The organism is Pseudonocardia sp. CA-107938 (assembly GCF_050936315.1).
Classification (GTDB): domain Bacteria; phylum Actinomycetota; class Actinomycetes; order Mycobacteriales; family Pseudonocardiaceae; genus Pseudonocardia.
Window position 1 is genome coordinate 1071204 of record NZ_JBNJNA010000001.1, and the last position, 18611, is coordinate 1089814.

Annotated in this window: 18 protein-coding genes; 7 read left to right on the forward strand and 11 right to left on the reverse strand. The window is 72.9% G+C overall.

Translation table 11 applies throughout. The features are described from left to right. Positions 1-41 precede the first annotated feature (41 nt). Both ACQEVB_RS05260 and ACQEVB_RS05265 read right to left on the reverse strand, forming a co-directional pair. Positions 42-848 carry a hypothetical protein gene (locus ACQEVB_RS05260; protein WP_432965807.1) on the reverse strand — a complete coding sequence of 269 codons (807 nt, stop codon included), beginning with the start codon at positions 846-848 and terminating at the stop codon, positions 42-44. A 122-nt stretch (positions 849-970) separates the two neighbouring features. Next, a complete protein-coding gene (locus ACQEVB_RS05265; protein ID WP_432965810.1) occupies positions 971-1639 on the reverse strand; it encodes a DUF3159 domain-containing protein in 669 nt (222 codons plus the stop codon). Between the two features lie 128 nt (positions 1640-1767). On the opposite strand from ACQEVB_RS05265, the gene ACQEVB_RS05270 reads away from it, so the two are divergent. Beyond that, positions 1768-2544 carry an SGNH/GDSL hydrolase family protein gene (locus ACQEVB_RS05270; protein WP_432965813.1) on the forward strand — a complete coding sequence of 259 codons (777 nt, stop codon included), beginning with the start codon at positions 1768-1770 and terminating at the stop codon, positions 2542-2544. Positions 2545-2779: 235 nt separating this feature from the next. After that, the gene (locus ACQEVB_RS05275; protein WP_432965816.1) at positions 2780-3655 is read left to right on the forward strand and encodes a hypothetical protein; all 876 of its coding nucleotides are present in this window, start codon (positions 2780-2782) and stop codon (positions 3653-3655) included. A gap of 42 nt (positions 3656-3697) precedes the next feature. On the opposite strand, the gene thpD is transcribed toward ACQEVB_RS05275, so the two are convergent. Genes thpD through ectA form a run of 4 tightly spaced genes read right to left on the reverse strand, consistent with a single transcriptional unit; the run spans position 3698 to position 6766 of the window. Further along, positions 3698-4594, reverse strand: coding sequence for an ectoine hydroxylase (gene thpD, locus ACQEVB_RS05280; RefSeq protein WP_432965819.1), 897 nt, complete (start codon positions 4592-4594; stop codon positions 3698-3700). Next, entirely contained in the window at positions 4591-5004 is a 414-nt protein-coding gene (locus tag ACQEVB_RS05285) for an ectoine synthase (RefSeq protein ID WP_432965822.1), read from the reverse strand. Before ACQEVB_RS05285 ends, thpD begins: the two co-directional genes overlap by 4 nt. Then, entirely contained in the window at positions 5004-6263 is a 1260-nt protein-coding gene (gene ectB / locus ACQEVB_RS05290) for a diaminobutyrate--2-oxoglutarate transaminase (RefSeq protein ID WP_432965825.1), read from the reverse strand. Before ectB ends, ACQEVB_RS05285 begins: the two co-directional genes overlap by 1 nt. After that, entirely contained in the window at positions 6260-6766 is a 507-nt protein-coding gene (gene ectA / locus ACQEVB_RS05295; RefSeq protein WP_432965828.1) for a diaminobutyrate acetyltransferase, read from the reverse strand. The genes ectB and ectA overlap by 4 nt, the downstream gene beginning before the upstream one ends. 258 nt (positions 6767-7024) lie before the next feature. Between ectA and ACQEVB_RS05300 the strand changes: the two genes are divergently transcribed. Beyond that, positions 7025-8455 (forward strand): amidase family protein, encoded by a 1431-nt coding sequence (locus ACQEVB_RS05300; RefSeq protein WP_432965831.1) that lies wholly within the window; start codon positions 7025-7027, stop codon positions 8453-8455. A 204-nt stretch (positions 8456-8659) separates the two neighbouring features. Here ACQEVB_RS05300 and ACQEVB_RS05305 read toward each other — a convergent pair whose 3' ends face one another. Then, a complete protein-coding gene (locus tag ACQEVB_RS05305; RefSeq protein ID WP_432965834.1) occupies positions 8660-9487 on the reverse strand; it encodes a class I SAM-dependent methyltransferase in 828 nt (275 codons plus the stop codon). A gap of 84 nt (positions 9488-9571) precedes the next feature. On the opposite strand from ACQEVB_RS05305, the gene ACQEVB_RS05310 reads away from it, so the two are divergent. Further along, entirely contained in the window at positions 9572-10357 is a 786-nt protein-coding gene (locus ACQEVB_RS05310; RefSeq protein WP_432965837.1) for an ArsR/SmtB family transcription factor, read from the forward strand. Here the strand turns inward: ACQEVB_RS05310 and ACQEVB_RS05315 are convergent. Beyond that, positions 10314-10991, reverse strand: coding sequence for a CPBP family glutamic-type intramembrane protease (locus ACQEVB_RS05315; protein WP_432965840.1), 678 nt, complete (start codon positions 10989-10991; stop codon positions 10314-10316). The two genes, ACQEVB_RS05310 and ACQEVB_RS05315, sit on opposite strands and share 44 nt — an antisense overlap. Then, positions 10988-11911, reverse strand: coding sequence for an NAD(P)H-binding protein (locus tag ACQEVB_RS05320; RefSeq protein WP_432965843.1), 924 nt, complete (start codon positions 11909-11911; stop codon positions 10988-10990). Before ACQEVB_RS05320 ends, ACQEVB_RS05315 begins: the two co-directional genes overlap by 4 nt. A 19-nt stretch (positions 11912-11930) precedes the next feature. Between ACQEVB_RS05320 and ACQEVB_RS05325 the strand changes: the two genes are divergently transcribed. After that, positions 11931-12722, forward strand: a complete 792-nt coding sequence (locus tag ACQEVB_RS05325; protein ID WP_432965846.1) for a DUF3800 domain-containing protein — start codon at positions 11931-11933, stop codon at positions 12720-12722. 71 nt (positions 12723-12793) lie between these two features. On the opposite strand, the gene ACQEVB_RS05330 is transcribed toward ACQEVB_RS05325, so the two are convergent. After that, positions 12794-14953: an alpha-galactosidase gene (locus ACQEVB_RS05330; protein WP_432965849.1), complete on the reverse strand. Its 2160-nt coding sequence runs from the start codon at positions 14951-14953 to the stop codon at positions 12794-12796. A 5-nt stretch (positions 14954-14958) separates the two neighbouring features. Next, positions 14959-16089 carry a PucR family transcriptional regulator gene (locus ACQEVB_RS05335; RefSeq protein WP_432965852.1) on the reverse strand — a complete coding sequence of 377 codons (1131 nt, stop codon included), beginning with the start codon at positions 16087-16089 and terminating at the stop codon, positions 14959-14961. A 74-nt stretch (positions 16090-16163) separates the two neighbouring features. Between ACQEVB_RS05335 and ureA the strand changes: the two genes are divergently transcribed. Together ureA and ACQEVB_RS05345 are read left to right on the forward strand one after the other, a co-directional pair. Beyond that, a complete protein-coding gene (ureA, locus tag ACQEVB_RS05340; protein ID WP_432965855.1) occupies positions 16164-16739 on the forward strand; it encodes an urease subunit gamma in 576 nt (191 codons plus the stop codon). Then, complete coding sequence (locus tag ACQEVB_RS05345; RefSeq protein WP_432965858.1) at positions 16736-18412, forward strand: urease subunit alpha; 1677 nt, start codon at positions 16736-16738, stop codon at positions 18410-18412. The genes ureA and ACQEVB_RS05345 overlap by 4 nt, the downstream gene beginning before the upstream one ends. Positions 18413-18611: the final 199 nt, after the last annotated feature.

The following is an 18611-nucleotide window of genomic DNA, read 5'->3' on the forward strand; positions in this document are numbered from 1 at the left end:
GAACGGGCCCGCCGGTGTGTGACGTGGTTCGGCGTGCGGCCCTACCCGTTGCGGCCCGGGTTCGCGTCGCCGGACCCGTTCGAGCCCCCGTTGCTGCCGAGCAGCCCGCCCAGCCCGCCGCTCGGCTCGGCCGACGGGGTGCTGCTGGGTCGGGGCGTGCCCGTCGTGGGACGGACCGATCCGCTGGGTTCTGTGGTGGGCTCGCTCGACTCCTTGTCGTGGTCGTACTGCGACTTGCCGGAGCCGCCGCTGTCGTCGTCGGAGTCGGACGGGTCCGGGGTCGGCGTGACCGATGCGCGCGGGCCGCCCTGCAGCACCCGGCCGACCGACGTGCCCGACTCGCCCTTCAGCAACGTCGAGCCCTTGAGCGCCTCGATGCCCGTGACCAGGCCGAGCGCGAGGCCGAAGCCGATCACGGTGGCCAGCACGTAGCCGACGATGCGCCGCCGGGAACGGCCAGGGAGGTCGGCGGGGGCGATCAGCTCGGTGGGCTGCTCGCCGGGCCGGGCAGGTGGTGCCATGACGACGGTGTCGAGGTCGTCGGTGCTGGTGGGGCCCTGCGACCGCAGCCGGGCGGTGACGACGCTGCGGGCGCGGTCGAGGGAGCGCTGGTAGAGCGTGGTGGCGACGGTCGTCAGCACGGCCCCGACGGCCGCGCCCAGCACCGTGCCGGCGACGCCGAACAGCGACCCGAGCACGGCACTGGTGGCACCGGCGCCGGCGACCGCGAGGACCTTGCTGAGCGTCAGGTCCGGGGCCGGCGCGACCGGCGTGACCGGTTCGACGGGCGGCTGCGGCGGGGTCTGGGTGCGGTTGCGTGGCGGCATAACGGTGGTGGGGTGTCCCATGTCTCCAGGTGCTCGGTTCCGGCGATCGCGGGGTCGGTTCTCACCAGTTCAGCGAACCGCAACCCTTGATCGTTGCAGAACGATCACCGATGGTGAGCACTCTCACCCCTCGACCCTCGAACCTAGCCGGGCGGCACCGGATGCCGGATCCCGGGGTGACCCGGCGGCAGCGCCGAACGCAGCAGCGGCCACGAGACGGCGATGCAGACGGCGACGAGCGGCCAGGTCAGCGCGAGGCGGGCGATCCCCAGCGCGAGCTCGGCGCCGACCAGGTAGAGCGGGACGAAGACGGCCAGCCGGACCAGGTACTGCGCGACCCACGCCCAGCTCGCCCGCTGGTAACCGGCCAGCAGGTGCGGGTCATGGCGCCACCGCGTGCGCTGGCCCAGCAGCCCGCCGACGATCACGCCGAGCAGCGGCCACCGGATCACGATCGACACGGCCCAGGCCAACGCGCTGCCCGCGTTGCTGATGATCTGCGGCAGGAAGAAGTCGATCGCCCGTCCGGTGTAGAACGCGATGGCGCCGGCGACCACCACGCCGAGCAGCCCGATCAGCACCGACCGCGGCCGCCGGCCCTGCGCCAGGCGCACCCCGGCCACGACGGCGGCGACGGCCACGGCCAGTCCACCGGCCCAGTACACCGGCTGCGGCGCCGGCAGATCCACGGCCTGGGCGATCACCAGCCCGATCACGAACCCGACGACGGGGAGCGTGGCGTCGACGGCGCCGCCGCGGCCGCCCAGGATCGCGCGCAGCGAGTCGGGCTCGGCCGAACGGATCTCCGCCATGAGGCAAGGGTGCCCTATCCGCCGCCCGCCCCGCACAGCCACTGGCGCGAATCACCTGCCGTGAGTGATATTGGGGAGATCCCCAGGGGGACGGATGATGTGCCGCAGGTGAACGGAAGGTGCGCGCGATGGGTGGGTGGAACAGCTTCGTCGCGCTCGGCGACAGCTTCACCGAGGGCCTCGACGACTTCCGACCCGACGGCTCCCCGCGCGGCTGGGCCGACCGCGTCGCCGAGCAGCTGGCCGCGGGCGTGCCCGGCTTCCGCTACGCGAACCTCGCGGTGCGCGGCAAGCTGCTCGACCAGATCGTCGAGGACCAGCTGCCCATCGCGGAGCAGCTGCGCCCGGACCTGATCACGTTCTGCGCGGGCGGCAACGACGTCATCCGGTTCACCTGCGACCCCGACGACCTCGCACGACGCTTCGACGCGGCCCTCGAGCGCGTCGTCGCCACGGGTGCCACCGTGCTCACGTTCACCGGTTTCGACCTCGGCCGCATGCACCCGCTGATCCGCCGGCTGCGCGGCCGCATCGCCTGCTACAACGAGCTGATCAGGGCCAGCGCCGAGCGGCACGGTGCCACCGTCGTCGACCTGTGGGGCATGGCCCCGCTCGGCGACCCGCGCACCTGGGGCCCGGACCGCCTGCACCTGCGCGCCGACGGGCACCGCCGCGTCGCCCTGCGCACGCTGGAGGTGCTGGGTGAGCCGATCACCGACGACTGGCGCACTCCCCTGCCGGCCGCCGAGCCCGTCCCGTGGCTCACGCGGCAGCAGGAGGACCTGCGCTGGGTGCGCGAGTGGGTGCTGCCGTTCGTCGCGCGCCGGTTGCAGGGGCACAGCACGGGTGACGGGTTCGCACCGAAGCGCCCCGAGCTGCTGCCGTTCGACGCGCTCCCGCACTGACGCGACGCGTTACCGCTCAGCGCATCAAACCGCCCGTTCGTCGTCAACTTTCGACCGTTCACCGCCGCCGGCCCGGCGGGCGCTAGTCCGCAACTCGATCGCCGCGGAGCGCTGCGCCCAGTCGGGGTGAGTTCGTCGGCCGCGCGGGTGGGAACGCCGTTCACCAGGCAACGGAGGGTCGCGCCGCGTCGAGCCCCTCGCCACGGAAATCCGCTGTGACGAGGGGACGAGCACAATGCCGTACGACATCCCGGCCTTCAACGAGAGGACCCCGCTGGGTCCGCCCGACAGCGCATTGCGCAAGGAGCAGGTCCGCCGCTGGTTCCGGCCGAGCCCGGATCCGGCCGCTCTCGTCTGGGCGCGGCGGCTGCTGTACGTGGCCGCCGCAGCGTCCGTCGCCTCCGTGGCGACGTTCCTCGCTGGACAGCCGATCGCCGCTGCCGTGCTCTTCGTCGGTGCGGTCGTGACCCTGATCCAGGGCCTGGCGACGCGGCACGACTACTGGCGCCGGCACGCCTGGGCCGAGCCCACGCCGCTGTCCGACGTGATGCGCGACGGCCTGGACGACGACCGCAACCGGGCCGCCGATCACGCCATGACCCGGTTCGGCCTGACCCCGGACCAGCTCCGCCTGCACGGGGGCGACGTCGGCATCGAGACGTTCGCCAAGCTGGCCGATCGACCGCTGACCATCATCGGTCCGGCCAAGGGCGCACGGGCCCGGCGCGGGCTCGACAGGGTGTGGCGCTTCACCGCGTACGACGTGATGGTGATCTGCCCGACCGAGCGGCTGTTCTGCGTCTTCGAGGGCACCCTGGACACGGTCACCGGCCGGATCGGCAAGGAGCAGACCCACGAGTACTACTACGACGACGTCGTCGCCGTGCTCACGAACCCCCGCACCGCGGAGGCGATGGAGCTGGTCGAGGCGTACCTCGACATCCGCCCCGCGCCGCTGCGGGACCTGCCGATGCGCTCGTTCGAGATCGTCGCCTCCAGCGGCGACCGGTGCGAGGTCTCGGTGATCATCGGGCCGCTGTACTTCGCCGAGTCGCGCTTCGACACCGCGATGAACGTCGTGCGGACGGTGCTGCTCACCGCGAAGAGGTGAACGAGGAACGGCCCTCCGATCCGGAGGGCCGTTCCGGCGCGATCAGACGGGGTCGAACGTGCGCGCGGCGATGTACTCCGGCCGCCGCCCCGGTGCCGCGTACGGCTCCACCAGCGCGTTCTCCACGCTGTTGAACACCAGGAAGATGTTCGAGCGCGGGTAGGGCGAGATGTTGTTGGGCGAGCCGTGCATGCAGTTGGAGTCGAAGAACGTGGCCGAGCCCGCCTCGCCGGTGAGCACGGCGATGCCGTGGCGGTCGGCCAGCGTGGCCAGGCTCTCCGGGTCGGGCGTGCCGATCTCCTGCTCGCGCAGCGACTCGCGGTAGTGCTCGGCCGGCGTCTCGCCGACGCACGCGACGAACGTCCGGTGCGAGCCCGGCATGATCATCAACGGGCCGTTGTAGGCATGGTTGTCGGTGAGCGCGATCGAGCAGCTGACCGCCCGCGGCACCGGCATGCCGTCCTCGGCGTGCCAGGTCTCGAAGTCGGAGTGCCAGTAGAACCCGCCGCCGCCGAAGCCGGGCTTGTAGTTGATGCGGCTCTGGTGGACGTAGACGTCGGAGCCGAGGATCTGCCGCGCCCGGCCGCCCACGCGCTCGTCGGCGACGAGCCGGGCGATCAGCTCGCTGATCCGGTGCACCTCGAACACCGATCGCACCTGCTGCGACGTCTTCTCGACGATCGTGCGCTCGTCGGCCCTGATCGTCTCGTCGGTGGCGAGCCGGTCCAGCTCGGCGCGGTAGGTCGCGACCTCGTCCGGGGAGAGCAGGGCCGGGACGGTGTGGAACCCGTCGCGGTCGTGCGCGACCAGGTCGTCGTGGCTCGCGAGGCCGGGCGTGGACGAGCCCCAGACCGTGGGTTCGGACCGCTCGATGAGCGACGGGCGGTCGGCGACCCGGGTCGGGTACGCGTCTGCGGTCGGTGCGTCCAGCACGGTCACGATGCCTCCTCCGCTCCTGCGACGGCCTCGGTGATCAGCGGGTACACGCCGTTCTCGTCGTGCACCTCCCGTCCCGTGACCGGCGGGTTGAACACGCACACCGTCGTCATCTGCGTGCGCGGACGCAACTGGTGGCGCTCGTTGCCGTTCAGGACGTAGATCGAGCCGGGGCCGAGGCGGTAGGTCCGGTCGTTGTCCTTGTCGTACAGCTCGCCCTCCCCGTCGGTGACGAAGACGGCCTCGATGTGGTTGGCGTACCAGAAGTCGTTGACGGATCCGGCGGCCAGCACGGTCTCGTGCACGGAGAAGCCGACGCCGTCGCTGGCGAGCACGATGCGCTTGCTGCGCCAGTTGGGCGTCTTGACGTCGCGCTCGGTGTCGGTGATCTCCTCGAGCGTGCGGACGATCATCAGCTGACCCCTTCCGTGACCGACCGCAGCGCCTCCCCCACGACGGCGAGCCCCTCGTCGAGCTCGTCGTTCGTGATCGTGAGCGGCGGCATCAGCTTCATGACCTCGTCGGACGGGCCCGAGGTCTCCATCAGCAGACCACGCTCGAACGCTGCCGCGCACACCTTCGCGGCCAGCTCGGGCTGGCCGAACTGCAGGCCACGGGCGAGGCCACGGCCCTTCGGCGTCAGCTCGACCGCACCGGACGCGGCCGCGAACCCGCTCAGCGCCGCCTCGATCCGCTCCCCCTTGGCGATGGTGGCGCGCTCCAGCTCGTCGTCGCGCCAGAACTCGTTCAGCGCCGCGGTGGCCGTCACGAACGCGGGGTTGTTGCCGCGGAACGTGCCGTTGTGCTCGCCGGGGCCCCACTGGTCGAGCTCGGGCTTGATCAGCGTGAGGGCCATCGGCAGTCCGTAGCCGGAGATCGACTTCGACAGGCAGACGATGTCCGGCTGGATGCCGGCGATCTCGAAGGAGAAGAACGGGCCGGTGCGGCCGACGCCCATCTGCACGTCGTCGCAGATCAGCAGGAGGCCGTGGCGCTGGCACAGCTCGGCGAGCCCCTGCAGCCACTCGACGCGGGCCGGGTTGATGCCGCCCTCGCCCTGCACGGTCTCGACGATCACGCCGGCCGGCTCGTTCAGTCCGCTGCCGGCGTCCTGCAGGAGCTTCTCCAGCCACATGAAGTCGGGCACGGTGCCGTCGAAGTAGTTGTCGAACGGCATCGGCGTGGCGTGCACGAGGGGGATGCCGGCGCCGCCGCGCTTCATCGAGTTGCCGGTGACCGACAGCGCGCCGAGCGTCATGCCATGGAACGCGTTCGTGAAGTTGATCATCGCTTCGCGGCCGGTGATCTTGCGGACCAGCTTCAGCGCCGACTCCACGGTGTTGGCGCCCGTCGGACCGGGGAACTGCACCTTGTAGTCCAGGCCGCGAGGCTGCAGCACGACCTCGGAGAACGTGCGGAGGAACTCGGCCTTGGCAATCGTGTACATGTCCAGGCCGTGCGTGATGCCGTCGCGCGCCAGGTACTCCAGCAGCGGCCGCTTCAGCGCCGGCGGGTTGTGCCCGTAGTTGAGCGCACCGGCGCCGGCGAAGAAGTCCAGATAGGACTTTCCGTCCACGTCTGTGATCCGGGATCCGACCGCCGTGTCGAAGACCACCGGCCAGGACCTGCAGTAGCTCCGGACCTGCGATTCGACGTCGTCGAACACGGTCATTCCTTCACCATTCCTCGATCGATGGGGGAGATCCGGTGGAGGATCTCCGGCTCGTGCTGGGGGCCGAGCACGTCACCGAACAGCTCGGAGCGCTCGACCTGCGCGCCGTGCCGGGCGGCGAAAGCCGCGAACAGGGCCCGGGAGGCTGCGTTGTCGTCGGTGACGGTTGTTTCCAGAGTCGTGACGCCGGGTACCCGAGCGACCAATGCATCCAGCATCCGACCGGCCACCCCGCCGCCGCGAGCCGCGGCGTCCACCGCCACCTGCCACACGAACAGCACGTCAGGCCGGTCCGGACGGCGGTACCCCGTCACGAAGCCGACGACGTCGGCTCCGCGGCGGGCGACGACCGAGGTCGCGGCGAAGTCGCGGCACCACAACACGTACGCGTACCGGGAGTTGACGTCGAGCACCTGCGAATCGGTGGCGATCCGGTGCAGCGCGCTGCCGTCGGCGACGACGGGGCTCTCGATCTCGATGGTCGACTCGTCGGCTGCCGTCACGAGTCGTGAACGTAACAAGGATATGTTCTACGCGCCCGAGTGATCGTCACGGAAATCGTCGATATCGTGATCGCCGTCACGTACGCGTTTGGATTGGCAGAGAAATGGCTACCGCCGTTCCGGCGCTGGTCGGAATGGGTGCCCGCACCGCGTCGACGATCTTCGCGGACGCCGTCGATCAGGTGACGCGAGACCGATCACAGAACCGCCCGGAGGCAGGCTGGACAGGTGCCGGCGCCGCGGACGAGGCTGGTGATCATGACCGAGCCCACCGCGCGCGAGCTGCTCTCCGACCTGTCCGCCCGCCGGGTGTCGGCCCGTGAGCTGCTCGACGCCGCGGCCGCTCGGGCGGAGGCCACGTCGGCGCTGGGCGCGGTGGTCGCCACCGATCTCGAACGCGCCCGGGCCGCCGCCGGAGCGATCGACGAGGCGCGTGCCCAGGGCACCGAGCTCGGCCCGCTCGCCGGTCTCCCGATGACGATCAAGGACGCGTTCGACGTCACCGGCCTGCCCGCGGTCGCCGGCAACCCGGCGCTCGTGGGGCGCGACCCGGAGGTGCCCGATGCCGACCTCGTCGCGACCGTGCGCGCAGCCGGCGCCGTCCCCTGGGCCAAGACGAACACCCCGTTCATGTGCGCTGACGTCCAGACCTTCAACGACGTGTACGGCACCACCCGCAACCCGTTCGATCCCGAGCGCACCAGCGGCGGCTCGTCGGGCGGCGCTGCGGTCGCGCTCGCCACGGGCGTCACGAGCCTGGAGATCGGGTCCGACATCGGCGGTTCCCTGCGCGTGCCGGCGGGCTACTGCGGCGTGCACGCGCTGAAGCCGACCTGGGGACGGCTCTCGCTGCGCGGGCACATCCCGCCGCTGCCCGGCACGCCGTACACGGCGGACGAGGACCTCGGCGTCGGCGGCCCGATGGCGCGCAGCGCCGGCGACCTGCGGTTGCTGTGGGAGGTGCTCGCCGGGCGCAGCACCGCGCCGACGCCGGCGACCGGGCTGCGGGTGGCGCTGTGGCTCGACGACCCGGTGCTGCCGCTCGCCGCCGAGGTGCGCACCGTCCTGGAGCGCGCGGCCGAGGCGCTGCGCGGCCAAGGCGTCGTCGTCGAGATCGCGGCCCCGCCCGTCGACGTCGACGAACTGATCGAGACGTACTTCGGCCTGCTCTTCCCGATCACCGCGTCCGGTTTCCCGGAGTCGCTGCTCGACCGGATGCGGGCGCAGCGGCCGGGCGCGCTCGCCGCCGTGGCCGCGGGCGCCTCGCGCTACCGCGAGCAGGCGGCGGTCGTGCTGTTCACCTCCGACGAGGAGGCGGTGCTGGCCGCGCGCGGCCGGCGGGCCCGCATGCAACGGGCGGTCGGCGCCTGGTTCGAGCGCTACGACGCGATCCTCGCGCCGATCACTCCCGTGCCCGCGATCCCGCACACCCAGACGGGCAGCCTGGCGGCCCGCAACATCGACGTCGACGGCGCGTCCCTGCCGTACCTGCACCTGTTCGACCGCATCGCGCTGGCCACGGCCCTGCACCTGCCCGCCGTCGCCGCGCCGGCGGGGCGGACGGTCGCAGGCCTGCCCGTCGGGGCGCAGCTCATCGGCCCGCCGGACCGCGAGGACCGGTTGTTCGACCTGGCCGATGCTCTGGAGCAGGCGCTGGGCCCGGCGGAGGCGCCGCCTCGGTCCTGGTGAGGCCGGGGTGGCGGTGATCAAGGGCAAAATGTCGTCGGTTGATCTTCGAGGACAACCTTTTGCCCTTGATCAGGCGCCGTTGGCTACACGCGCACCGGTCTCGGCGCGCCGGAACTCGGCGCGTTGATCAAGGGCAAAATGTCGTAGTTCGATCTTGCGAAGCGACCTTTTGCCCTTGATCAACGACATCCAACGGGCGCCGCGTCACCACCGCCCGGCCGTCACGATCCAGGCGGCCGAGCGGTAGGTGACGCCGTCCGGGCCGTCGTGCGCCGCCAACGAAGCGCGCAGAGCCGCGACGGCCTCGGCCCGCCGATCGGCGTCCAGATCGGTGAGCATGGCCCCGACGATCGACAGCGCCATCTCCTCGGCCTCGGCGGGCGTCCCGAAGAGCATCGGCTCGACGTGCCCGTCGATCCGCGGCGGCGCGAACCCGGCCGCGGTGAGCAGCCGTTCGATCTTCGCCGGGTCGCTCAGCGAGACCGGTGTCGGGCCCTCGGTGGGCAGCGGCGGGACGGGGCCGGCGACCCCCCGGAACATCTGCAGCCACTCCTGCTCCGCGTAGGGCTGCCAGACCTGCATGACCAGCCGGCCGTCGGGGCGCAGCATGCGGGCGAGGTTGGTGAACGCGGCCGGCGGGTCGCCGAAGAACATCGTGCCGTTGCGGCTGATCACGCGGTCGAAGCTGCCCAGGTCGGCGACTTGGACGTCGGCCCGCACGAACTCGACGTTCGCCACGCCGGCCGCCGCGGCGCGCCGGCGGGCCACGTCGAGCATGCCGGTCGAGAGGTCGCATCCGACGACGGACCCTGCACGTCGAGCGGCCTCGATGCTGGTCAGGCCGTTGCCGCAGCCCACGTCGAGCACGCGGTGGTCGGGCTGGAGCGCGGCGGCGGCCAGGAAAGCGTCGAGGTAGCGGGAGACGGCGCGGTCGTGCGCCTCGGCGTGCGTCACCCAGGCATCACCGGACGGCCCGTCCCAGGCGGCGGCGGACTCGACGTTGGACGGGTCGATCTCGGTCGCGGCGCACATGCCGGGCAGGATAGCCATTGACATGCAGCCAATCAGCTGCCTATTGTCGTCATGCAGCCAGACAGCTGCATGTGGAGGGACGAGATGGACGACGTGTTCCGGGCGCTCGCCGATCCGGGCCGGCGCCGCCTGCTCGACAGCCTCAACGCCCGCAACGGCCAGACCCTCGGCGAGCTGTGCGGCCAGCTCGACATGGCCCGCCAGTCCGTCAGCAAGCACCTGGCCGTGCTCGAGGCGGCCCAACTGGTCGTCACGTCGCGGCGCGGCCGCGAGAAGTTGCACTTCCTCAACGCCGCGCCGATCAACGCCGTCGCCGACCGCTGGATCAGCCGCTACGACCGGGCGAGGGCGCAAGCCCTCGCCGACCTCACAACCGCATTGGAGATCCCCGTGACCAGCACCGACTTCGTGTACGTCAGCTACGTCGCCACCACGCCGGACAAGCTGTTCAAGGCGCTGGTGGAGCCAGAGTTCACCCGCCGCTACTGGGGCGTCGCGCTGGAGTCCGAGTGGACCGTCGGCGCTCCCCTCACCTGGATCGAGGGCGACACCCGCATCGACCATCCCGACCAGCGCGTGATCGCCTACGAGCCGCCGCGCCGGCTCGCGTACACCTGGCACACGTTCACCCCGGAGTGGGCCGCGTCGACGGGCATGGGCGAGGAGTTCCGCGCTCAGGCCGCCGACGAGCCCCGCTCCACCGTCACGTTCGACATCGAGGACGCCGACGGCATCGTCAAGCTGACCGTGACCCACTCCGGGTTCCCGGCCGACAGCATCGTCCGCGACACGTGCAGCCAGGGCTGGCCGCACCTGCTGTCGAGCCTCAAGACGTTGCTGGAGACCGGTCGAGTGCTGGCACCGGCCTGATCGGCTCCTCCGCGAACAGCGGGGGCAGGAACCGCATCATCAGCACGGACCACACGAGGTGCGTGATCGCCGGCGCCTGCACCCCGCCCGTCGCCCGCCGCTGGACGGCGAACAGGGCGCCCATCAGCACGGACGCGAACACCAGCGCCGGGTTGCGGGTCGCCGTGGTCGCAGCCACGTAGGCGACGGTGGACGTCGCCAGCGGTCGCCGCCCGCCCGCAGCGTCGTAGACGGCTCCGCGGAAGTACATCTCCTCGGCGACGCCGTTGGCGACGGCCACCCCCACCACCAGCGGATCGATGCCCTGGGCCGCGTAGCCGAGGATCCGCGAGATCGCCCGCCGCGCGAACGGGATCCGCCGGGCCACCAGGCCGCCGGCGTAGAACACGCCGAACGCGCCCGCGCCGACGACGGCGGGAGCCAGCACGCGGCGGCTCCCCCGCCGGATCGGGCCCGAGGCCAGCGAACCGGCCACGTACGTGGCGGCGGTTGCGGCAGTGAGACCGTAGAAGCGGCCGGACCCGGCCGGCGCGGTCAGCCCGGCGCCGAGCAGCGCGGCACCGACGACGCCCGTCGTCACGACGGCGCGCCGACGGCGGGCCAGGGCAGCAGCACCGGCCTCCGGTGCGCTCATCGGGCCGCCCGCGCCCGTTCGCCGAGCGCCGCGAGCACTGCCTCGTCGTAGTCCATGGGCTCGAACGGTACGAGGTCGCGGACGGCCGCGTCGCGGACCACCACCTCGTTGGTCATCGAGTCGACCAGTGCCCGACCGGCCACGGTGTCGACGTCGGTGACGAGCGCGAGCCACGCCGACGACAGGCGCGGCGAGAGGAGCGGCACCCGCACCACGCGCAGTCGGCGGCCCTGGATGGCGGCGACCCGACGCAGCATGTCGACGTAGCGCAGCACGTCCGGGCCGCCGATGTCGAAGGACCGACCGGCGGCCGCCGCCGGTTCGAGCACCCCGACGAGGTAGCGCACGGCGTCGGCGACCGCGATCGGTTGGGTCCGGGTGTCCACCCAGCGCGGCGTGACCATCACCGGCAGCCGTTCGACGAGCTGCCGGGTCATCTCCCACGAGAGGCCGCCGTGGCCCACGACGATCCCGGCCCGCAGCGTGGTCACGGGCACCCCGGAACCGCCGAGCAGCCGCTCCACCTCGCGGCGGCTGCGCAGGTGCTCGGAGAGGTCGTCGCGGTCGTCACCGAGCCCGCCCAGGTAGACGATGCGGCGGACTCCGGCGTCGGCGGCAGCACGCGCGAAGGTGCGGGCGGCTGCCGCGTCGCGCTCGGCGAAGCGCGGGTCGTCGAGCGAGTGGACGAGGTAGTACGCGGCCGCGCACCCGTCGAGCGCGGTGGTGAGCGACGCCGGATCGTGCACGTCGCCGGCCACCGGTTCGCCCGCCCCGCGGTAGTCCTGCGGCCGGCGCGTCATCGCACGCACCTCGTGGCCGGCTTCGACGAGCGCGGGGCACAACCGGCTGCCGACGAACCCGGACGCCCCGGTGACGAGCACGCGCATGCCGGTCGCGTTCCCCGGCCCCCGCTCCGGCACACCTGGGTACGGTGCCGGGGTGCCCCGGGTGATCGCCTGCGACGAGTCGGGCTACGAGGGCGAGCACCTGGTCGGCGGGGTCACGACGGTGTTCGCGCACGCCGGCACCGATCTCGATGTGGCGACGGCTGCGGAGGTCGTCGCCGAGCTGCGGGCGCGCATCCGCTCGCCCGCGCAGGAGTACAAGGCCAACCACCTGCTGCGCGCCAAGCACCGCGACGCGCTGGTGTGGACGTTGCAGCGGTTGGTCGGGCGCGCGAGCGTCCACCTAGTCGACAAGGCGTTCCTGCTGGCCAGGGCGCTGGACGGGATCGCGCCACCGCTCGTGGAGGTGGAGCAGGTGCTGCGGGCCCGCACCCCGGCCGAGCTGGGCGTCGCGGTCGAGGCGCTGCGGGCCACGGCCCCGGAGATCGCCGACGCCGTCGGCGCGAAGCGGGCGGCGGAACTGGCCGCCCCGCCCCCGTTCCCCGCGCTGGACCCGTTGCCGGCCGCGATCGGCGCCACCGTGGCCCGCTGGAGCGACCGCGGGCCCGTCGAGCTGGTGCACGACCGGCAGACCACGCTGTCGGCCGCGCGGATCGCCGCGCTGCGGGCCGCGTTCCCGGCGCTGGCCGGGCTCACGCTCGTCCCGTCGCGGTCGGACGCGCGGGTGCAGGTGGCGGACTTCGTCGCCGGCGTCGCGTACCGGATCGCCGCGGACGCGCTGGCCGGCCGCGGCGACGCGGAGCTGCTGGCCCTGCTGGAGCCGTACGTGGACGGGGCGTCGGTGTGGCGCGACGCGGCGAGCGGCGCGGCCCTGGGCCTGCGCTGACCTCACACACCGAGCGCGGTCGTCACACATGCTGCAGCGTGTGTGACGACCGCACCAGGTGTGTGACGTCGCTAGACCACGGTCAGCTGGAACAGGACCGCCTGGTCCGGGTGCACCAAGGGGGCGGCCACCCCGACGTGCTCCAGTGCCGCGCCGGTGAGCACCGCGCCCTCGTCGCCCCACCACCGCGGCGCCCGCAGGCCCGACGGCGGGGCACCGACGAGCACCGGGCGGATGCGGTAGCGCCGCTCGGGGTCGAGGCCGCGGAACCGCAGCGCCGGGACGGGATCCGGGTAGAGGCTGTCGGCCGGGGCGAAGGCGAAGACCGCGCGTGAACGGTCCGGCGCCACGACGCCGTGCAACGACACGCCGGGGTAACCGTCCATGCGCACGAGGGTGCCGCCGAGCAGCAGGTCGCGGTGCTCGCGGTACCAGCCGATCCACGCTCCCAGCTCGGCGATCTCGGCGTCGGTGGCTTTGGCCAGGTCCCATTCGATGCCGAGGTGGCCGAAGACGGCGGTGGCGGCGCGGAAGCCGAGGTCGTGCACCCGGCCGGTCGTGTGCGAGCGCCCGGACGCGATGTGCGAGCCCAGGTACTCCGGCGGCACCAGCTGCGCGGTCCAGCGCAGCAGCCGCTGCCGGTCGTGCGGGTCGATGTTGTCGCTGACCCAGATGCGGTCGGTGCGCGCGAGCACCTCCAGGTCGACGCGCAGCCCACCCGACGAGCACGACTCGATCTCCAGCGCCGGGTGCGCGGCGCGCAGCTCGTCGACCAGCCGGTAGTACGCCTCGGTCTGCGCGTGCACGCCGGGGCGGCCGCCGTCGGTGCGGTTGCCGGCCTCGATGAGGTCGCGGTTGTGGTCCCACTTGATGTAGCCGATGTCGTACTCGTCGAGGATCGCGAGCATCTGGTCGCGGACGTGCGCGTACGCCTCGGGGATGCCGATGTTGAGCACCTGCTGGTGCCGGGCCGGGACGGGCAGCTCGGGCCGGGCCGCCATGATCCACTCGGGGTGGGCGCGCGCGACGTCGGAGTCGACGTTGACCATCTCCGGCTCGAACCACAGCCCGAACTCCATGCCGTGGCTGCGGACCCGCTCGATGAGCGGGTGCAGCCCGTCCGGCCACACGTCCTTCGACACGACCCAGTCGCCGAGGCCGGACGTGTCGTCGCGCCGGCTGCCGAACCAGCCGTCGTCCAGCACGAACCGCTCCACGCCGAGCGCGGCGGCGCGGTCGGCGAGGTCGAGCAGCCGCGGCAGGTCGTGGTCGAAGTAGACGGCCTCCCACACGTTGAGGGTCACGGGCCGGTTCGTGTCGACGCGTCGCGGGCGCGCCCGCTGGAAGCGGTGGAAGCGGCCGGCGATCGCGTCGAGCCCGTCGCCGTAGGCGCCGAACAGCCACGGGCTGGTGTAGCTCTCGCCCGTGCCCAGCCGGATCTCGCCGGGAAGCAGCAGCTCGCCGCCGCCCAGGAGGCTCGGCCCGGCCGCGGCCCGTTCCGCGTAGTGCACGTGGTTGCCGCTCCACGCCGTGTGCACGGCATGCACCTCGCCGCGCGCGAACCCGAACCCGGCGGCGCCGGCGTGCAGCACGAACGCGGTGTCGGCGCCGGTGCGGCCGCGGCGGTTCTCCCGCAGGTGCAGGCCGGTGTGGAAGCTGCTGCGCTGCGGAACGCGCTCCTGGTTGTGCCGGCCGCCGAAGTCGAGCAGCTCGTCCGCCGACGCCGGGACGGGCAGCGCGAGGCTCAGCCCGTCGACGGTGTACGGCTCGGCACCCGTGTTGGTGAGCTCCGCGCGCGCCCGCACCAGCCCGGACGGCAGCAGCGCGATCACCAGCCGCAGCCGCAGCTCCGCGTCGGTGTCCACGGCGTCGTAGACCACCTCGGCCGCGCCCGCGGCGGCGAACCCGTCGACGGGCACGCCGTCGACCTGCACCGACTCGACGCGGAACGCCGTCGACCACGCCCGCCCGCCGCGCGACCCGGACAGGCCAGGGCGCCCGCTCCACCCGGCCGACAGCTCGGGCAGGACCGCCACCCGCACCGGTTCGTCGGGGGTGCTCGACCCCGGTAGCGGCACCCCCGCCCCGACCAGCGCGGCCGCCTCCGCAGCCGTCATCTCGGGCAGCGCCGCACCCCAGTGCCGCACCACCGGCAGGCCGCCGTCGGAGTGCAGGACGAGGCCCACCCCGTCTGCAGCCAGGACCACCACCGTGTCGCCGTGACCGTTCACGAGCGTCAGTCTGCCAGTGCGCCGGCGCATTCCAGAGCCAGCAGGACCACCGCGGCGTCGAGGGGCACGGTGATGTCGCGGCCGGTGAGCTCCGCGAAGCGCCGCAGCCGGTTCAACACCGTGTTGCGGTGGCAGAACATCCGCGTCGCCACGTCCGCGACGGACCCGGACGCGGCGTAGGCGCGCACCGTCTCCAGCAGCTGATCCGGCGCCCCCGTCAGTCCCTGCAGCACCGGCTCGACCAGGTCGCCGGAGTTCGGGAGCCGAGCCGCCGCGACGGGGAGCCAGGCACCGGCCAGCTCGGTCGGGCCGGTCGCTCCGGGCACGGCGGCGACGATCTCGCAGGCCAGCCGGGCACTGTGCGGCATGCGCGCGATCCCGTGCGCGATCGGACCCACCCCGCACGGAACGCTGGCGAGCGCGGCCCGCACCGGCGCGCCGGCTCCCCCGTCCCAGCGCGCGATGAGCACGGTGAACCGGCCCGCCGGCTGGACGTGCACCATCCGTCCACCGCCGGCCAGCCCGTCGGCGGCGGTGCGCAGCGACCGCCCGGCGGACCCCTCGGCAGCGGCGACGAGCAGGTCGGCATCCACGTCGACGTCGAGCGCGACGGCCACCCGCGCGGCGTCGTCGGGATCGGGGTCCGCGGTGCTCAGCAACGCCGCCACCAGGCTCGTCCGCTCGCCGAGGCGCTCGCGCGCCAGCAGTGCGGCCTCCTCCTGGTAGCTGACCTGGATCTGCGTCGTGTACTCCTCGACGACCTTCCAGACGGTCTCGACCCGGCTCACCAGCAACGCCTCGTCGGCCGGCCCGGCATGTGCCCGAAGCGCGCCCCAGAGCACGGTGAAGTCGATCCGCACCGCGGTGAGCAGGTCGTTCAGCGGAACACCCCGACGAGCCCGGTCCCGACCGATCGCGCGTCCGGTGCCGGCCAGCCGAGCCGGAACGGTGTGGCCGGCGATGCGTCGCAGCAGGTAGTCGAACGAGTCGACGGCGTCGGCCTCCAACCGGTCCGTCGGCACCAGCCCGCGGCCGTAGGGCGGGATGGCCCGCACCCGTTCGACGAACGCCCCGACGAGCGCGTCGGCGTCGCCACGCACCTCGCCGATGAGCGCCGCCCACCGAGAACTGTGCATGTGCACATCTTAGAGCTGCGAAGCGGTGACGAATCGCCCTTCCACTGCAGGTGGCAGAGGCCGACACTGTGCCGATGCATCTCACGCCCCGTGAGCAGGAGCGGTTGCTGCTGCACAGCGGCGCCCAGCTGGCGCGCCGGCGGCTCGAACGCGGGGCACTGCTGGGCGCGCCGGAAGCCGTGGCGCTCGTCTGCGACGAGATCTGCGAGTGGGCGTGGGACGGGCTGCCCTACGCCGAGGTCGTGGCCCGTGCCCGGGCCGTCGTGACCACCGACCAGCTCGTCGACGGGGTCGCGTCGGCGGTGCCGTCGTTGCAGGTGGAGGCGCTGTTCCCGCACGGGAGCGTGCTCGTGCACGTGGACGCGCCGTTCGGGCCGGTCACTGCCGACGGTCCCGGCGCCGTGCAAGCAGCCGCCGGCGAAGTGGCGCTCGCACCCGGCCGCGAGCGGGCCACCGCCACGCTGCACAACACCGGCGACCTCGCGATCTGGGTCTCCTCGCACGTCCCGCTCGACGCGTTGAACCCGGCGTTGCGGGTACACGCACCGGAGGGCCGGTTCCGGCTCGACGTGCCGGCCGGCACCGCGCTGAGGATCGACGCCGGCGCGGAGCGCGTGGTCGACGTGGTGCGGATCGGAGGCACGTCGTGAGCATCGACCGCAGCTCCTACGCCGCCCGCTACGGGCCCACCACCGGCGACCGGATCCGGCTCGCCGACACCGACCTGTGGATCGAGGTCGAGGCCGACGACACCGAGCCCGGCGAGGAGCTGCTGGGCGGCTGCGGCAAGACCGCGCGGCACGGCGCGCTGGTCTCGAACTCAGCGGACCGCGCGTCGGCGCTGGACATGATCGTGCTGGGGGTTGTGCTGGTCGACCCGGTGCTGGGGGTGCGCAAGACCAACATCGGCATCAAGGACGGCCGGGTCGTCGGCGTCGGACGAGCCGGCAACCCGGACGTGCTGGACGGCGTCGAGCTCGAGGTCGACGCGCACACCGCGATGATCACCGGCGAGGGCCTGATCGCGACGCCGGGCATCGTCGACTCGCACGTGCACCTGTCCAACGCCGACCTCGTGCCGGCGGCGCTCTCGGCGGGCGTCACGACGATCGTCGGGATGGGCATCGGCGGGGTGTGGGACGTCGGCGCCAACCCGCGCGCCAACCTGCACACGCTCATCGCCGGCTGGGAGAGCGTGCCGATCAACGCGGCGTTCCTGGCCCGTGGCTCGTCGACGTCGACGGACCTGCTGGAAGAGGCCGTGCTCTCCGGCTGCGGCGGCTTCAAGATCCACGAGGACTGGGGCGCGACCCCGCCCGTGATCGACACGTGCCTGGGCGTCGCGGAGGCCGCGGACCTGCCCGTCGCGCTGCACACCGACACGCTGAACGAGGCCGGCTACCTGGGCGACACGCTCGCCGCCGTCGGCGGTCGCACGGTGCACGCGTACCACGTGGAGGGCGGCGGCGGGCACCCCGACCTGCTCTCGATCGTCTCCCGGCCGAACGTGCTCACCAGCTCCACCACGCCGACGCTGCCGCTCACGCCGTCGACGATCGCCGAGCTCGGTCCGATGACGATGACCGTGCACCGCGGCCACCCGCACGTGCCCAGCGACGTCGCGATCGCGGCCAGCCGCATCCGCGAGCACGCCATCTCGGCCGAGAACTGGCTGCACGACCAGGGCGCGATCAGCATCGTCAACTCGGATGCGCTGGGCATGGGCCGGGTCGCGGAGACGGCGCGGCGCACCTGGCAGCTCGCGCACGTGCAGGCCACGCTGGCCGGGGAGACCGGCCCGGACGTCGCCAACAACGCCCGGGTGCTGCGCTACCTGGCCAAGCTGACGATCAACCCGGCCGTCGCGCACGGGTTGGCGGACCACGTCGGCTCGATCGCGCCGGGCCGGCTCGCCGACATCGTGCTGTGGCACCCGGCTTGGTTCGGCGCCGAGCCGGAGCTGGTGATCAAGTCCGGGTTCGTCGCCTGGGGCGCGGCCGGCTCCGGGTCGGGCTCGACGCGGCTCACCCAGCCGCGGCGCATGCGCGCGTTCTACGGCGGGCAGGGCGCGGCGCCGGCGCGCCTGGCGCACGTCTTCGTCTCGCAGCACTGCCTCGACGACCCGGGCGCGCTGCCGCGTGGGCGCACCTACTCCGCGATCTCCCACAGCCGCGGCCTGACCTGCGCGGACATGCTGCACAACACCGCCACCCCGACCGTCGAGGTGGAGCCGGGGCCGGTCCCGGTGCGCGCGGACGGCCAGGAGATCGCCCTGCACCACTCGCCCGTCCTACCGCTGACCCGACTCCACCACCTGGGGTGACATGAGCACCTCAGCCGGTGGCCCAGCTGCGTTGATCAAGGGGAGAAGGTCGTCCAACAAGCTCGAGGAGCGACCTTTTGCCCTTGATCGACAGACCGCCGCCCGTGCACCCGCCGACGACAGCCCGGGCGACCACCGTGTGACGGCGATCAAGGGCGAAAGGTCGTCAACCAAGATCCACGAGCGACCTTTTGCCCTT

Coding starts and splice junctions, on each gene's coding strand:
- ACQEVB_RS05260 (WP_432965807.1), bottom strand. CDS start 848: ATGGGACACCCCACCACCGTTATGCCGCCACGCAACCGCACCCAGACC.
- ACQEVB_RS05265 (WP_432965810.1), bottom strand. CDS start 1,639: ATGGCGGAGATCCGTTCGGCCGAGCCCGACTCGCTGCGCGCGATCCTG.
- ACQEVB_RS05270 (WP_432965813.1), top strand. CDS start 1,768: ATGGGTGGGTGGAACAGCTTCGTCGCGCTCGGCGACAGCTTCACCGAG.
- ACQEVB_RS05275 (WP_432965816.1), top strand. CDS start 2,780: ATGCCGTACGACATCCCGGCCTTCAACGAGAGGACCCCGCTGGGTCCG.
- ACQEVB_RS05285 (WP_432965822.1), bottom strand. CDS start 5,004: ATGATCGTCCGCACGCTCGAGGAGATCACCGACACCGAGCGCGACGTC.
- ectB (WP_432965825.1), bottom strand. CDS start 6,263: ATGACCGTGTTCGACGACGTCGAATCGCAGGTCCGGAGCTACTGCAGG.
- ACQEVB_RS05300 (WP_432965831.1), top strand. CDS start 7,025: ATGACCGAGCCCACCGCGCGCGAGCTGCTCTCCGACCTGTCCGCCCGC.
- ACQEVB_RS05305 (WP_432965834.1), bottom strand. CDS start 9,487: ATGTGCGCCGCGACCGAGATCGACCCGTCCAACGTCGAGTCCGCCGCC.
- ACQEVB_RS05310 (WP_432965837.1), top strand. CDS start 9,572: ATGGACGACGTGTTCCGGGCGCTCGCCGATCCGGGCCGGCGCCGCCTG.
- ACQEVB_RS05315 (WP_432965840.1), bottom strand. CDS start 10,991: ATGAGCGCACCGGAGGCCGGTGCTGCTGCCCTGGCCCGCCGTCGGCGC.
- ACQEVB_RS05335 (WP_432965852.1), bottom strand. CDS start 16,089: ATGCACAGTTCTCGGTGGGCGGCGCTCATCGGCGAGGTGCGTGGCGAC.
- ureA (WP_432965855.1), top strand. CDS start 16,164: ATGCATCTCACGCCCCGTGAGCAGGAGCGGTTGCTGCTGCACAGCGGC.